Source organism: Anaerobacillus sp. 63XJN7_4_ISO-PGPR-S23-413, from assembly GCF_056173725.1.
Genome location: NZ_CM149688.1, coordinates 2,182,752 through 2,197,874 on the forward strand (window position 1 = coordinate 2,182,752; position 15,123 = coordinate 2,197,874).

Annotated in this window: 10 protein-coding genes and 1 riboswitch; of the genes, 6 read left to right on the forward strand and 4 right to left on the reverse strand. The window is 39.7% G+C overall.

All coding sequences use genetic code 11. The features are described from left to right. Positions 1–10: 10 nt before the first annotated feature. From kduI to AC0VYO_RS11660, 4 genes are read left to right on the forward strand one after another with little or no spacing between them, the layout of a single operon-like run. A complete protein-coding gene (gene kduI / locus AC0VYO_RS11645) occupies positions 11–844 on the forward strand; it encodes a 5-dehydro-4-deoxy-D-glucuronate isomerase (RefSeq protein WP_430245344.1) in 834 nt (277 codons plus the stop codon). A gap of 10 nt (positions 845–854) precedes the next feature. Continuing rightward, positions 855–1,616: a 2-dehydro-3-deoxy-D-gluconate 5-dehydrogenase KduD gene (kduD, locus tag AC0VYO_RS11650; RefSeq protein WP_283154206.1), complete on the forward strand. Its 762-nt coding sequence runs from the start codon at positions 855–857 to the stop codon at positions 1,614–1,616. A gap of 31 nt (positions 1,617–1,647) precedes the next feature. Next, on the forward strand, positions 1,648–2,835 hold the full coding sequence (gene nagA / locus AC0VYO_RS11655) for an N-acetylglucosamine-6-phosphate deacetylase (protein ID WP_194221734.1): 1,188 nt from the start codon (positions 1,648–1,650) through the stop codon (positions 2,833–2,835). A gap of 43 nt (positions 2,836–2,878) precedes the next feature. Further along, positions 2,879–7,585, forward strand: a complete 4,707-nt coding sequence (locus AC0VYO_RS11660; RefSeq protein WP_475367568.1) for a carbohydrate binding domain-containing protein — start codon at positions 2,879–2,881, stop codon at positions 7,583–7,585. Positions 7,586–7,650: 65 nt separating this feature from the next. On the opposite strand, the gene AC0VYO_RS11665 is transcribed toward AC0VYO_RS11660, so the two are convergent. From AC0VYO_RS11665 to AC0VYO_RS11675, 3 genes are all read right to left on the reverse strand, one after another. Next, positions 7,651–8,952, reverse strand: a complete 1,302-nt coding sequence (locus tag AC0VYO_RS11665) for a nucleobase:cation symporter-2 family protein (protein WP_048309418.1) — start codon at positions 8,950–8,952, stop codon at positions 7,651–7,653. Beyond that, a complete protein-coding gene (locus AC0VYO_RS11670; RefSeq protein ID WP_475365249.1) occupies positions 8,949–9,536 on the reverse strand; it encodes a xanthine phosphoribosyltransferase in 588 nt (195 codons plus the stop codon). The genes AC0VYO_RS11665 and AC0VYO_RS11670 overlap by 4 nt, the downstream gene beginning before the upstream one ends. 105 nt (positions 9,537–9,641) lie before the next feature. Then, a riboswitch (purine riboswitch) is annotated at positions 9,642–9,743 on the reverse strand. Between the two features lie 150 nt (positions 9,744–9,893). Continuing rightward, on the reverse strand, positions 9,894–10,907 hold the full coding sequence (locus AC0VYO_RS11675; protein WP_303533331.1) for an LLM class flavin-dependent oxidoreductase: 1,014 nt from the start codon (positions 10,905–10,907) through the stop codon (positions 9,894–9,896). Positions 10,908–11,108: 201 nt separating this feature from the next. On the opposite strand from AC0VYO_RS11675, the gene AC0VYO_RS11680 reads away from it, so the two are divergent. Next, entirely contained in the window at positions 11,109–11,366 is a 258-nt protein-coding gene (locus AC0VYO_RS11680; protein ID WP_475365250.1) for a hypothetical protein, read from the forward strand. A 450-nt stretch (positions 11,367–11,816) separates the two neighbouring features. Further along, positions 11,817–13,292, forward strand: a complete 1,476-nt coding sequence (locus AC0VYO_RS11685) for an extracellular solute-binding protein (protein WP_475367569.1) — start codon at positions 11,817–11,819, stop codon at positions 13,290–13,292. 63 nt (positions 13,293–13,355) lie between these two features. Here the strand turns inward: AC0VYO_RS11685 and AC0VYO_RS11690 are convergent, their stop codons facing one another. Beyond that, entirely contained in the window at positions 13,356–14,999 is a 1,644-nt protein-coding gene (locus AC0VYO_RS11690; RefSeq protein WP_475367570.1) for an L-lactate permease, read from the reverse strand. Positions 15,000–15,123: the final 124 nt, after the last annotated feature.

Genomic DNA, 15,123 nt, shown 5'->3' on the forward strand with positions numbered 1-15,123 from the left:
AGATGAAAATATGGAAATCAGACATGCAACAAACCCGACAGAAGCCAAACACTATACAACAGATCAATTAAGAGAACGGTATATGATGGAGAGGGTTTTTACTGAAGGGGAAATCAATATGCTTTATGCTCATGACGATCGTATGGTGATCGGAGGAGCTATTCCAACAAGTCAGGAAGGACTTTCGCTATCCGCAACAGAGACATTAAAAACATCTTATTTTCTAGAACGTCGAGAAATCGGGATCATTAACATCGGTGGGCATGGAACTGTTCAGGTTGATCAAGAAACGTTTGAACTCGATAAGCGTGATTGTCTTTACATAGGAAAAGGCAAGGAAAACGTTACGTTTTATCCTGGTAACGCCGAGAGTGCAGCGAAGTTTTATTTTGTCTCTACACTAGCTCATAAAGAATATCCTACTCAGAAATTAGCGATTAAAGACGCGGAGCCTAACCACCTCGGTTCTATTAAAGAGTCAAATGAACGAACGATTTACAAATACGTTCACGCAGAAGGAATTCAAAGCTGCCAACTCATGCTAGGGATGACAATGCTAGAGCCTCATAATATGTGGAACACAATGCCAGCTCACATTCATGATCGCCGAAGTGAAATCTATTTGTATTTTGATATGCCTGAAGAAGGACGTGTTTTTCATTTCATGGGAGAGCCAGACGAAACAAGACATTTGCTCGTTTCTAACGAACAAGCTGTTATTTCACCATCCTGGTCCATCCATAGTGGAGCTGGAACTTCAAGCTATACGTTTATTTGGGCTATGGCAGGAGAGAACTACACGTTTACGGATATGGACTTTATTGATATGAAAGACTTAAAATAGGAGGCCTATGATGGGATACTTAGATCGGTTTTCATTAGAAGGGAAAACAGCACTCGTCACAGGAGCAGCTGGAGGAATTGGTCAAGCAATCGCAGTGGCTTATTCAAAAGCAGGGGCAAAGCTCATACTACTTGGTCATCGAAATAACTTAGATGAAACAACGCAACTGATTGAGGAAGGAGGTGGGAGTGCTCATCAAGTGATTATTGATTTAGAGGATGTTGAATCACTTCCAGCATATTGTGAAGATCTATTAAGTCAATTCCAGATCGATATTTTGGTTAATAACGCTGGGATCATTAGACGAGAAGAGGCTTCTAATTATTCAATAGACAACTGGAATGCTGTGATGAACACGAACGTCAATGCCTTATTCCTTCTTACTCAACATCTTGCTCGTCCGATGCTTGAACGAAAGGAAGGGAAAATCATTAATATTGCGTCTTTACTATCATATCAAGGAGGTGTGTATGTACCAGCATACACAGCAAGCAAACACGCTGTTAACGGTTTAGTAAAAGCGTTTTCGAATGAATGGGCAAAGGATGGAATTCAGGTGAATGGCCTTGCGCCAGGCTACATTGCCACAAATAATACAAAAGCCATTCGAGAAGATGAGAAACGCAACCAATCTATCTTAGAGCGCATCCCTGCTGGAAGATGGGGAGAAGCGGAGGACTTAACAGGCGCAGCCATTTTCCTAGCTTCTGAGGCTTCTAATTACATGAACGGACATACATTAATTGTTGATGGCGGTTGGATGGCTCGGTAGTAAGTTGCTCTAAACGGAAGGGGGTGAAAAGTTGCAACGCATCTTACTTAGAGGAGGAAAAGTTTACACTCCTAATCCAAATCGTCAAGAAAATACTATTCTCATTGAAAATGATAAAATCACCGGTATCGGTTCAGATATTTCAAGAGATTTACCGGTTGATCAAGTGATAGATCTCCCTTCCCAATACGCTATTCTACCAGGTATGATCGATGTCCACATTCATGGTGCAGCAGGTTCAGACGTCATGGATAGTACCCCTGAAGCCTTAACAACGATTGCCAAGACTCTTCCCTTAGAGGGTACGACTAGCTTTCTAGCTACAACGATGACGAACCCCTCTTCAAATATTGAACATGCATTAAGAAATGCTGCTACTTATCATCAAAAAAATAACCATCCTGGCCAAGCTGAAATGATTGGAATTCACCTAGAAGGCCCATTTATTAATCAAAACCGTGCGGGTGCTCAACCTACTTCCTCCATTATTAGACCTGATGTTTCAACATTCAAACACTACCAATCTCTCGCAAATGATTTAATAAAGCTTGTCACACTTGCTCCTGAACTTGATGATCAAACAGAATTAACGAGGTATTTATATGAAAACGGGATGATCGCTTCAGTTGGTCATTCCGAAGCTAATTTTGTACAACTATCTCACGCTGTTAACTCAGGTATTCGTCACGCAACACACCTTTTTAATGGAATGAACGGTCTTCATCACCGGGACCCAGGTTCGGCTGGTGCCATTCTATTGAATCAAAACATCTTAGCTGAAATCATCGTAGATGGGATTCATGTTTCTAAAGAAATGGTTGATTTAACTTATCGGCTTAAGGGAGCAGAAGGACTTCTTCTAATAACAGACGCGATGAGGGCTAAATGCTTAAACGAGGGCATTTATGATTTAGGTGGTCAGGAAGTGGAAGTAAAAGATCATAAAGCCATACTAAAGAGCTCTGGTAGTTTAGCTGGAAGCATACTAAAAATGAACGAAGCTGCCCGAAACATGCTGGAATTTACTCATTGTTCCATGTATGACCTTATGAAGATGACATCTGAAAACGCAGCGAAAGAATTAGGGATTTGGGAGAGAAAAGGAAGTATAGAAGTGAATAAGGATGCAGACTTACTCGTACTTGATGAACATATGAATGTGCAATTAACGATATGTAGAGGACAAATAGCAAATCGATCACTTCAAGAGAGCAAATAGCATAAGTTGATCCGTCAACCAATCCACTAATTGGGAGGATATTATGCAGAAACCGTTTGGATACTCTTTACTAGCCGTCTTGACCTTAGTTATCTCCTTACTTGTTTCATCATCGCTTCATGCAGAAGAAAACAACATGATTCGTAATGGTAGCTTTGAAGATTCGAATGGTTCATTGAACAAATGGGGAGTATGGAAAGCCTCTGGAAACCCAACGATTGAAGCTATTACTGACTCGTCGATTGATGGAAGTCACGCACTATCCATTCAAAGCCCTGATGAAAATGCTCGCGCCTCGGTGTATCAAGATATTCTTGTGGAGCCAGGGGAAAGTTATCAAATTTCTGAATGGATTAAACTTAACAATGTTCAATCCTCTTCAAAGGGAGCCTATATAAGAGTATCCTTCTATAAAGCGGATGGGCAAAGAAGTAAAGAATTCACGCTGTTTGAAGGGAAGGGAACAACCGATTGGGAGCAAGCCTCCCTGACGCTTGATATCCCTTCAACCATCACAAAAATACGCATCGAGAATTTTCTTGAAAACGGGACAGGGCAAATATTGATCGATGACGTTCAAGTTGTACCAACTACTAATATACTTCCAACAAAACTAGAATTGAATACTTCTTATAAAGCAATGGAAATTGATGAAACATTCCAAGCTGAAGCCACTGTATTACCTGAGAACGCTACAAATAAGGAAGTTACATGGACTAGTTCTGACAACACTGTTGCAGAAGTTAATCAAACAGGACTAGTTAAAGGATTAAACAATGGTTTCGCAACGATTACAGCCACAACAGCATCTGGCGCGTTAACCGCCGCATTTACAGTAGAGATCGGTCAGGCTAATTATGTTCTTAATGGAGCATTTGAGGATGGTGATCCTGGCTCCGTCCCTCCCAAGTGGAGTACGTGGAAGCCGAAGGGAAATGGAGAAATTAAGCTTGTTACAGATCAGGTGAAGGAAGGAACACAATCTGCTTATCTACACAATACAAATCCTGATGATAGAACGTCACTCGTTCAAAGAGTTCCCATACAAGCGGAAACAACCTATGCACTATCTTATTGGATGAAGACGGAAGATATTAATGAAGGTACAGGGTCTATGGCCGTACGCATTCAATTCAAAAATGAAGCATGGCAAAATACGTCAGGTATGATTTTAGTTGGAGCAATGGAAGGTTCAAATGAATGGACAAAAATAACTAAACTCCTGAACGTCCCGAAAAACACGGTTACATTATCCATCGAACCAATGATGGATAGTCGAAATGGGGAAGCGTGGATTGATGATATGCAATTAGTAAAAGTGAACTATGATGAGCCACCTGAAATCAGTGCGTTTCAAGCAACGACAATCACAACAGGAGCTGTCAAGTTAAAATGGGATGTCCCTCCCGGATATAATGACCTTTTAACATATAACATTTATCGAAGCACAGAAGTTGAGTTTCCACTTGATGAGGAACATCTATTAAATAAGAGTGAAACAAACGAATGGATCGACTCGAGAACTTCCTTAGGTGCTACCTATTTTTATAAGATAGAAGCAATAATGAAAGCCACAAAGGAAAGTAGTCAATCCAATACTGCATCAGTTGAAATCACAAACGTCGAACCACCATCTAAGCCAGAGGCATTTAGCGTCCTTACTCATATAGAAAATGGCGCTGTAGGAACATGGGGATTATCTCCGGAATCGCGCCTTGAGTTCATCAGAATTTATTCTTCTCCAAATAAAATTGAAAATTTAAACGAGGCCACTCTTGTAGCCGAAGATCAAGCTCAGCATCCTTCACTTTGGATGGATGAAGACATTACTGATGAGTATTTCGCTATGACTGTCGTTGATGCGGAAGGAAATGAGAGCGATTTCATAACTGCTAAACAAAAAGATATTCTCCCTAAAGTCCAAGATGAACCAATAAGTCTTGATCATCCTTATTTGTATTTTAGTGAAAATGACATAGACGAACTAAAAGCTAAAATAGAAACAGAAGCATATGCAGAAGATGCATTTAAAGACTTACAGAAAAACGCAGATGAAGCAGTCCAACGAACCACAGGGGAATTTTCACTCCCGCCTACTAAGAATAACCTTCACTTGCATTTAGGAGAAATCGCAAGAGATGCCGGACTCGTTTATTGGATAACAGAGGATGATAAATACAAAGAAGCTGCCATTACGATAATGAAAGAATACGCAGATCATTACCCCGATTATCCCCTGACAGGAAGTTATGATGGGAGACTTACAGCACAAACTCTTGAAGAATCGGAATGGTTGATCAATATAGCTTGGGTATACGATATGATGCATCCTTTTCTAAATGATAATGAGAGATATAAAGTAGAAGAGAATGTATTGAAAAACGCAATAGAAGTAATTGATCGCTACCAACGAGGTCTCTCCAATTGGCAGGTCTGGCATAATGCTGCGATCGGTAATGCAGCACTCGTTTTGAAAGACATGTCACGTCTAGATCAAGTTATCAATGATCAAAAACATGGGGCGATTAGGCAGCTTTCGGAAGGAATCCGCCAAGATGGGCTATGGTGGGAAGGTCCAAGTACGTATCATGAATATGCCATTAAACCCCTTATGTATCTTTCTGTTCCACTCTATCAATCGAATCAAGACTTATTTCATGTAAAAAATGGTGAACAATATGCTATTAAAGAAATGCTCGATTCATTAATGAATTATACGTTTGGAAATATGGCTCGCCCTGCAATCGGGAACGCTGCATATAAAACATTACAATCAAAAATGATATATGAAATTGGCTTCCATTACTATCAAGACCCAAAATACGCCTGGCTGATTAAACAATCCGTTGGAGAAAATCGTGAAGGTTCACTCACAGAGCCTTGGGCGATATTATTTGCAGATAAAGATCTTTCTTCTGCTGATTTTTCTATTGGTACAAATGACTTTGCTCCAGAAGGGGAAAATAAGAACGGGAGCACCTTTTATCGAGATTCTGGTTTAACAATTATCCGTAATCATAAACCGGCTGAGGAAGCGATGAATGTTAGTCTTTTTTATAGTCCTCCCGGAACTCCCAACGGACACCTTCATGCAGATAAATTAGGCATTATGATGTATGCTGATTCGAAAATGTGGCTGAAAGATGCTGGCTCCCTTGGGTATGACAATCCTATGCATGTGAGCTGGGCGAAACAAACGCTAGCCCATAATACACTCGTTGTTGATCAAACGAGCCAGTATCCGCAGGGGGACTCAACATATTTATGGCAAGCTGATGAACCAGGAAACCCTTCTTCAGGTTACTTAGAACATGACTTCATTGGTCCAGTTGTGAAGCAAACCCGTGCAATAACTGAGGCAGTTTATGAAGGGGTTGCCATGGAACGCACCACTACGATGTTAGATGAGTATGTGCTAGATTGGTTTCATGCTGAAAGTGAAGACAATCATACGTACGATCTTCCTTTCCATATAGATGGAGACTTAAAGGATATCACTGTTGACGATCGAAGTAATGTCGATCAACTTCGAGATAAAGGCGGCTATCAACATTTGAATAGTTTGGAGAAGGGGATATCAGACGAGCTATGGGAAGCAACCTATCAAAAAGACGAACAGTTTTTTACCCTTACGATGCTAGGTGAAGAACAAACATCTATCTATACCGGAAATGTCTTCACTGAAATGTTGATGCCACGTAGATCGGCAAGAAAAACTGATTTTGTTTCTGTCATTCAACCTTACGAGGAAGAAAATGAAAAAGTAAATGTCATGGAAGCCCCTGTAGTGAGCGATCAATTTGCTAAAGGTGTTACTGTTTCTAGTTTGGATTTTGAAGATGCCATTATCATTGGAAACAAATTAGAACAAAAGAAAATGAACGAAATGGAATCCGACGGTGCTTTCGCTATGACAAGACATTCATTAAATGATCATAAACTAATAGGGCTTTCACTTCAGGAAGGAACTTATCTTAGTTTGGATGAAACCAATCTAACACTAGATCAAGAGGGAAGTATCGAACTTAGTAAGATAGAAGAAAACTTTCGAATCGACTATCAAGGTTCTGAGAATGTGATCACTCTTTCAGGTGATTTGATAAAGCCACAGACAAAAGTATGGATGTATGATGAAGAAAAAGAGAAAATGAAAAAGTTGAAAATGAATCAGAAAAACCAACTTACTATACCCGTTAAAAATAATGATCAATTTATTTTGACAGATGGCGGGAATCCGAAAGAAGTAGCACAGCTTTATTCACATGTAGAACCTATCTTTAAAGAGCAGCAAACAGAACCAGAAGTCACTGGAGAAGTTTCCATAACCTCTGCAGAAGAAGGAGTTATTGTTGAGGGGGAAGATTTTGTTGATCAGGGGGGTGGAGAGGTCGTCATCACTCCAAAAGCCGGAGCATCAGAAGGATTAGCTCTGAAAAACTGGGATCATGAGAACCACTGGTTGAAATGGAAAATCACGGTTTCAGATGGAGGAACTTACAAGGCGATTGTACGCTATTCCACTGATATGCCGAATGCTTATCGAGAATTTAAGGTAGACGAAGGCCAATCGAATAGCTTTCATTTTCCTTCCACATATGGATGGGAGAATTGGGAAGATGTACGATTGGATGCTTTAGATAACCAGCCGCTTCTATTTGAACTTGAAGCAGGTGAACATGTCATTTATATGAACAACTTACTTTCCCCTTTAAATATTGACTATATTAAATTAGTAAAGAAAAATAGCTAAAATTTCATCATTATCAAAAAGCAAGCCTGGATTCGAATGAGTTATTCGAATCCAGGCTTGTTGTTTTATGAGGCTTTGGATTGAACGAGAGCAGCGGAAATTGTTTTTTCTTTTCCAAATACGTGAAAAACAATATTTAATGTAATTGCCGTTAAACTACCTGCTACAATCCCATTATCTGTTAATATTTGGAGGCTTTGTGGCAGTTTTTCAAAAACAGATGGAGCCGCTGTAACACCTAGACCAACTCCAATCGAACAAGCAATGATAAAGAGGTTCTCTTGAGATTGAAAGTCTACGCGAGAAAGCATTTTAATGCCATAAGCCATTACCATACCAAACATAACAATCATAGCTCCACCAAGGACTGGTGGCGGGATAATAGTTGTGACAGCACCGATTTTTGGCACTAAACCGATCAAAATCAGCATTGAACCAACGAGATAAATAATTTGCTTCTTCTTGACACCAGATAGTTGAATTAACCCCACATTTTGTGAATAGGTAGTATAAGGAAATGCGTTAAACAATCCACCTAATACAATCGCTAGGCCTTCTGCTCTGTAGCCGTTTCTCACATCTTTCTCCGTCAGTTTTTCATCACAAATATCACTTAAAGCAAAGTATACACCTGTAGATTCTACAAGGCTTACAAGAACAACGAGAATCATCGTCAAGATAGCCGTCCATTCAAATGTAGGTACCCCAAAATAGAGCGGTTGAATTAAATGAAACCAGCTAGCTTCTTTAATAGGTGTTAGGTCAACCATCCCCATGAATCCGCCAACGATCGTACCAACTGCAAGTCCTATTAGGATGGCAACTGAACGGATAAACCCTTTAAAGAATCGAGTCAATAACACAATAAAGAGAAGCGTACCAAATCCAAGACTAATATTCTGTAATGATCCAAAATCAACCGAACCTTCCCCACCTGCTATATTCCCCATAGCAACGGGAATCAGGGTGATTCCGATGATGGTGACGACTGAACCAGTCACAACCGGTGGAAAGAATGCTATTAATTTGCTGAAAATAGGTGAGATTAAGATCACGAATAAACCTGCAGCGAGAATGGCTCCGTAAATGGCAGTAATACCATATGTTCCACCGATCGCAATCATTGGACCAACTGCGGTAAAGGTACAACCAAGTACTACCGGCAAGCCAATACCGAAGAAACGATTTTTCCATACTTGTAGAATACTAGCCATTCCACACATAAAAATATCAATCGAGACAAGATAAGTGAGTTCCTTTCCACTTAACCCCAGGGCACCTCCTACAATGAGTGGTACAACGACAGCTCCTGCATACATGGCAAGAACATGTTGAATGCCTAGAGACAAATATTTCAGGCTATTCATACGAAACTTTCCTCATTCACAAAGGTGACTTTTCCAGCTTCTAGTTTAGCGATTTTCGCTAACGATTCCACCCTAATCCCTTTTGAACGAAGGCTTTTCCCGCCATCTTGAAATGCCTTTTCAATAACAATACCAATTCCAGCTACCGAAGCACCTGACTTAGAAACAACTTCTATGAGACCTTCAGCAGCTTGGCCATTTGCAAGGAAGTCATCAATAACAAGAACGTGATCTTCTTCATTTAAAAATTTACTCGAAATGGTGATTGTATTCGTTTCTTCTTTAGTGAAAGAATATACATCTGCCGTTAACAAGTCCTCCTGTAATGTGAGCGACTTTCGCTTTCGAGCAAAAATAAGCGGTACATTAAGGGTGAGGGCAGCAAAAACAGCTGGTGCAATACCAGATGATTCAAGTGTAACGACTTTTGTAATGGAGTCTCTTTGAAATTTACTCGCAAATGTCTCACCAATTTCCTTCATAAGTACTGGATCCACTTGATGATTTAAGAATGAATCTACTTTTAAGACAGCGTCAGATAAAGCTAAACCTTCCTGACTAATTTTGTTCATTAAATTTTCCATATAAATTCCTCCTTCAATACAAAAACCCGAAGAACATCGTTGCTCACAGAAGAGTGAGCAACATGCCTCCGGGAATATAGATAAAGAAAGAGTCTACAGTAATTAAACTGATGGTTGCTCACTCATAGTCGAATCATTTACGGTGATCCGGTAGAAACTTGCAAGCCATATTCTTGCGGTTATATGAGTGATGTTCTTATTCAGGTTATGATTGGTATTATAAACCAGCATTCAAATCAATGTAAAGACAAATCTTAACAATGACTTACTATTAATTAAACTTCGTTCGGGTTTCAAAGAAATAACGTTATTTGCAAACACCAGAACATTTTAACTCACGTGTTATAGGAGAATTGATTAATCAGTCGTTAATTCTGATAACAACTTATAGGACTTTTTCCGCTTTTCATAATCATATACAGAAGAGATCACCATCATTTCATCCGCTTGCGTTTCATCAAGAAATTCCTGCATTTTTCGTTTGACTGTTTCAGGACTACCAACAATAGAAGTAGCTAGCTGCTGATCAAGTGCCGCAAGCTCATATTCACTCGCATTTAGCTTTTCAACAGGCGGTTGAATAGGCGCTTCATGATTACGAATCAAATTTAAAAATTGCTGTTGTAAAGTCGTAGACAGATAATTTGCTTCTTCATCTGTATCTGCCACAATCACGTTTACACCTACCATCGTATAAGGTTTATCGAGTGCTTTCGAAGGCGTAAAACTTCGGTGATACGTTTGGAGCGCACTAACTGTATTTTTAGGAGAAAAGTGACTTGCGAAAGAATAGGGCAACCCTAGTTTTCCAGCAAGCTCTGCACTGTATAGGCTAGATCCTAATAACCATGTTGGTACGTTAAGACCTTTACCAGGAATAGCTCGTACTGGAGATGATCCCGGGCTCATAGAAGGATCAAAATATGAGCGAAGTTCAGCGACTTGTTCTGGGAAATCCTGAGCCATGCTTCCAGTGCCTCGTCTTAATGCAAATGCTGTACGCTGATCAGTTCCAGGAGCTCGTCCAAGTCCCAAATCAATCCGTCCAGGGAATAGCGATTCTAGTGTTCCAAACTGTTCAGCAATGACAAGAGGGGAATGGTTTGGAAGCATGACTCCACCAGATCCAACACGAATGGTTGAGGTACCCGCAGCAACATGTCCAATCACAACTGATGTAGCAGAGCTTGCGATGTAGGGCATATTGTGGTGCTCAGCTAGCCAGAAACGATTGTAGCCAAGTTTCTCTACGTGCTGAGCGAGATTTCTTGTTCGTTCTAAAGCATCGGATATAGTTTCTCCATCCATAACAGGAGCTAAATCTAGTACTGAGTATTTAATATCAGATAATTTTTTTTGACTAGTTGACATAATTTCATCTTCTTTCTCTATTCAGAGTGTAAAAGGGAGATTTTCTTTCAAGAAAAACCCATATTCAATTTTATCAGCAGGTATACTAATTGAAAAACAATATGCTCTAACACTCCTGTCTTGACTCGCTACTCGTAAAAGAGAGGTTTGCTTATCTACTATTTTGTACATACTGATAAAAAAATAGTAGGAGAGAATAATATGAGCGAAGCACGATATCGCATTATGTTTTCGTATCGAATGAGGAGCGTTGGATTTCTATGTATACACTGCTTCGATACACTTGATAAACAAATTGTGACTATTCCCATTTACTCGAGTTATGAAGGAATTGACGTCCATCACGAGACTTTTAAGAAGCTTCCGGAACTGTTGCAAAACACCCTATTAGAAGAGAAAAAAAAGCTTGATGCTGGATTCTATTCAATTCGTACTTGGAACATCGAAAACTTAGGATAATCCTTTAAACGTTCTCACAGAGAGAACGTTTTTTGTAAATTCAAAATTACAAATGGGGGGGTAAACTACTAAACTATCAATCCAAGAGTATCTCTATCCATATTTTGGTTGAAATAAAGTATAAATAAATGACTCTATATTCTATTCTCATAAGCTTGTATTATTTATATACTTAATTTAGAAAATTTAGAAAAATAAAAGCTAAACAGATTAAAGGGGGTAAAACACAAGTGGTTAAGGTGAGAAGTGAAGGCGCTAGTTTACCTTAAAAGCGAAGGTAGAAGAGGATTTAATTAAATAATCAGAGCTTTATTTTTCCGTTGAGTTGACCCGACAACCCTATCAATTCAAAGCAGAAATGATTCATTATTATGATAAACTAGAAAAGATTAGTTTCAGGAAAAAGTGAAATGAACTTCATCTATTACGATTGAAAAAGGAGAGGTTTTTATGAAAAGCAAAAAGTTGCGTAATGTCCTTATACCTGCGTTATCTCTTTCATTATTGCTTTCTGCTTGTAACTTATCGTCTGGAGCTGACAGCGAATCTGGTAGTGAGGAAGTAGAAGTCATTCGACAAGGGGTAAACTTACCTGACCCAGAAAATGACGTTATTAAGCAAGAACTAGATGAGGCACTTGGTTTTCCAGTGAATCTCTCCGTTAATCCTAATGACTATGAAAACAAATTAAACGTTCGTTTATCGGCAGGGGATTATCCTGATTTGTTTCAAGTTAGTCGAGCTGCTCTAGTAGAATATGCTAACAAAGGTTTACTACTAGACCTTGACCCTTATATGGACGACCTTAAGGAAGTTCAGGATTTTATTGGAGAAGATAATGTTGAAAAAGCGAAGGTAAATGATAAAGTTTATGCGGTGACTGTTCCTGCAAGCATACCTTTCTATACGTACTGGGTTAGGAAAGATTGGTTAGAAGCATTGAACATGGAAATGCCTAAAACAGTAGATGATTTATATGAAGTAGCAAAAGCCTTTCGAGAAGATGATCCAGATGGGAATGGGCAAAAAGATACTTATGGTCTTACCGGATCAGGAGTAAGCGCTTTCCAACCGATACTTGGTGCTTATGGTGTAGGAATGCCAAAAAGCTTTTATAAAGAAGACGGTGAATTAGTGAACTCATTTCATGATCCTGATATGAAAGAAGCTCTCACTGCTGTTACGAAGTTTGTTGAAAACGATGTAACGGACCCTGAAATTTTCAGTAATACAGGTAACGAGCCTCAACAAAAAGCGTTTCAAGGTAAATTTGGGATTTTATTTGATGGATGGGCGAATTTAACGAGTGATGCTTATATTGAACAATACAAAGCAGTAGATCCAGATGCTGAGTGGGTACAGCTTACGGCAATTGAAGGACCTGCAGGAAAATCAGCAGGTACGTGGGATATAGGTCAAGCTAATGGCTTTTATGCTATTCCGAAAGCACTTGAAGACCAACCAGAAAAGCTTGAAAAAATATTTAAACTTCTTAACTATGTAGCATCTGATGAGGGATCTAAACTCGTTCAATATGGTATAGAAGGAGAACATTATAACAAAGAAGACGGCAAGATTGTCCCAACGGACAAACTGGCTGAAGAAGGTGGCTACTTCTGGCTTTACCAATTCACTGGTCGACCTGAAATGGAGTACCTATCAACGAAATTCTCAAAACAAACGGAATATATCGAAGCTTCCGCAGATGCTCCGCGAATTGAATCTCTAAATGGGTATATTGATTATCCAGAGGGCTATAATTCGGCAGATGCTGATCGATTCTCTGAAGAAGAAATGATTAAATTCATAAGTGGACAACGTGACCTTAGTGAGTATGATGAATTCTTGAATAAATTAGATACAACATTTAATTATCAGATGATGCTTGATAAAGCAGAAGAAGATATTAAGAAACTAGATCAATAATTATACTACCAAAGAAACAGCGCCATCTCTATTAATTGAGAAGGCGCTGTTCTTTAGTGAGACTTAAAGCAGCATAATTGTAATCCATCCAATCACTCCTGTTGCAATAGCATAGAACAACATAGGACCAAGTGTCATTCGGATAATGGTTCCTTCTTTTCCAACCATGCCAACAACAGAAGCAGCTGCAACAACGTTTAATACACAAATCATATTTCCCGCGTTTGCTCCAAGTACTTGAAGTGAGAGAACGAGCTGTTCATTCATTTGAAGCTGATCCGCTACGCTAAATTGAAAAAGTGAAAACATCATGTTGCTAAATGTCGCACTACCAGAAATGAATGAACCGAGAGCACCGATAAACGGGGCAACAAGTGGCCACGCATCCCCTACGGCATTTGCAACAAGTGTCGCTAGCTCCATTGGCATACTCATGAGATCAGCACCATTAATTCCAGAGTTAATAAAAATCCGAACCATCGGAACAGCTGTCCCAAGTGCTACGACAGTCCCAATCATCGTTTTCAATGAATCCAGTACCGTTTTCTGGACAGCCGTTCCGCTCATTTTATGGAGAAATACTGTTATCACTATTACCACAATGAAGATGGTGCCAGGTAAATATAATGGTTCAAAGGAAGTGCTGATTTCTGTACCAAGAATTTGGTTCCAGCCAACTTTAACTGATCTTAGCCATCCCTTTACCGGAAGGAGGTCCAAACGCGTTAGCACTAATAATAACGCAACAAGTAAATAGGGAATCCAGGCCAGCCACAAAGGTAGGGTCATTTGAGTGTTTACATTAGGTTCGTTTGTCTTTTTAAAATCCCACGGCTCATTAGGAAGGAGAAAACCCCTTTTGGCTGCAGGGACGACAATCGAAAGTCCCACGAGACCTCCAATAATAGACGGGAATTCCGGGCCCAATAAGGTTGCTACGATAAAAGCCGGCAGTGTGAAGCTGAGTCCGGCAAATATAGCGAACTTCCATAAAGAAAGACCTTCCTTCCAAGAATGGTTTTCACCAAAAAAACGTGTTAACATCATGACTAAAATAAGCGGGATAAAAGTACCTACGAAAAGATCAATCATGACAGCACTTTGAGTGACTGCCTGCAAATATTCAGGCATCGATTGCTGTCCAATGGAAGCTGTTACTTGATCCGCGACAGCTGAACCCTGTCGGAGTCCTTGATCTACACCGACGATAATTGGTGTTCCAACGGCGCCAAAAGAAACAGGGCTGCTGTCAGCAATAAGGGCCATCGCAACCGCGGCAAGTGGAGGAAATCCTAATGCCACAAGAAGTGGCGCTCCAATTGCTGCTGGCGTTCCAAATCCTGCTGCCCCTTCAATAAATGCCCCAAATAACCAGGCGATAATAATTAGCTGAACCCTTCGATCCATGGATATTCCCATAAATCCCGTGCGAATTGCGTCAATCGCTCCGCTATTTCGTAGCGTGTTTAATAATAAAATCGCTCCGAATACAATCCAAATAATCGACAAAGCTATGATTAACCCTTCAATGAATGCTGCTGTCATTTGTATCATTGGTATTTTCCATATAGTATTGGCCATTAATGCGGTGAGGAGTAAACTTCCCGGCATAGCTTTCGTTGCAGGTAAACGCAAAAGAACAAGTAAGATAAACACCGCTAAAATAGGAGTTAATGCTGTAAAAAGTTGAAGTCCGTTCATTTTCATCACCTTTTCTCGTATATGCTTATATGTGACGTCTTTCACATATAAGCATATACGAAATACAGTTCCCCATATGTGATAAAAGTCACTCTTCTAGTAAACCATTAAACCTAACAATAAAAAATCT

Bases quoted from the DNA above. Each gene is read 5' to 3' on its own strand.
- AC0VYO_RS11675 (WP_303533331.1), bottom strand. From the start codon at position 10,907: ATGTCAACTAGTCAAAAAAAATTATCTGATATTAAATACTCAGTACTA.
- AC0VYO_RS11660 (WP_475367568.1), top strand. From the start codon at position 2,879: ATGCAGAAACCGTTTGGATACTCTTTACTAGCCGTCTTGACCTTAGTT.
- AC0VYO_RS11690 (WP_475367570.1), bottom strand. From the start codon at position 14,999: ATGAAAATGAACGGACTTCAACTTTTTACAGCATTAACTCCTATTTTA.
- AC0VYO_RS11665 (WP_048309418.1), bottom strand. From the start codon at position 8,952: ATGAATAGCCTGAAATATTTGTCTCTAGGCATTCAACATGTTCTTGCC.
- AC0VYO_RS11685 (WP_475367569.1), top strand. From the start codon at position 11,817: ATGAAAAGCAAAAAGTTGCGTAATGTCCTTATACCTGCGTTATCTCTT.
- AC0VYO_RS11670 (WP_475365249.1), bottom strand. From the start codon at position 9,536: ATGGAAAATTTAATGAACAAAATTAGTCAGGAAGGTTTAGCTTTATCT.
- kduI (WP_430245344.1), top strand. From the start codon at position 11: ATGGAAATCAGACATGCAACAAACCCGACAGAAGCCAAACACTATACA.
- AC0VYO_RS11680 (WP_475365250.1), top strand. From the start codon at position 11,109: ATGAGCGAAGCACGATATCGCATTATGTTTTCGTATCGAATGAGGAGC.
- kduD (WP_283154206.1), top strand. From the start codon at position 855: ATGGGATACTTAGATCGGTTTTCATTAGAAGGGAAAACAGCACTCGTC.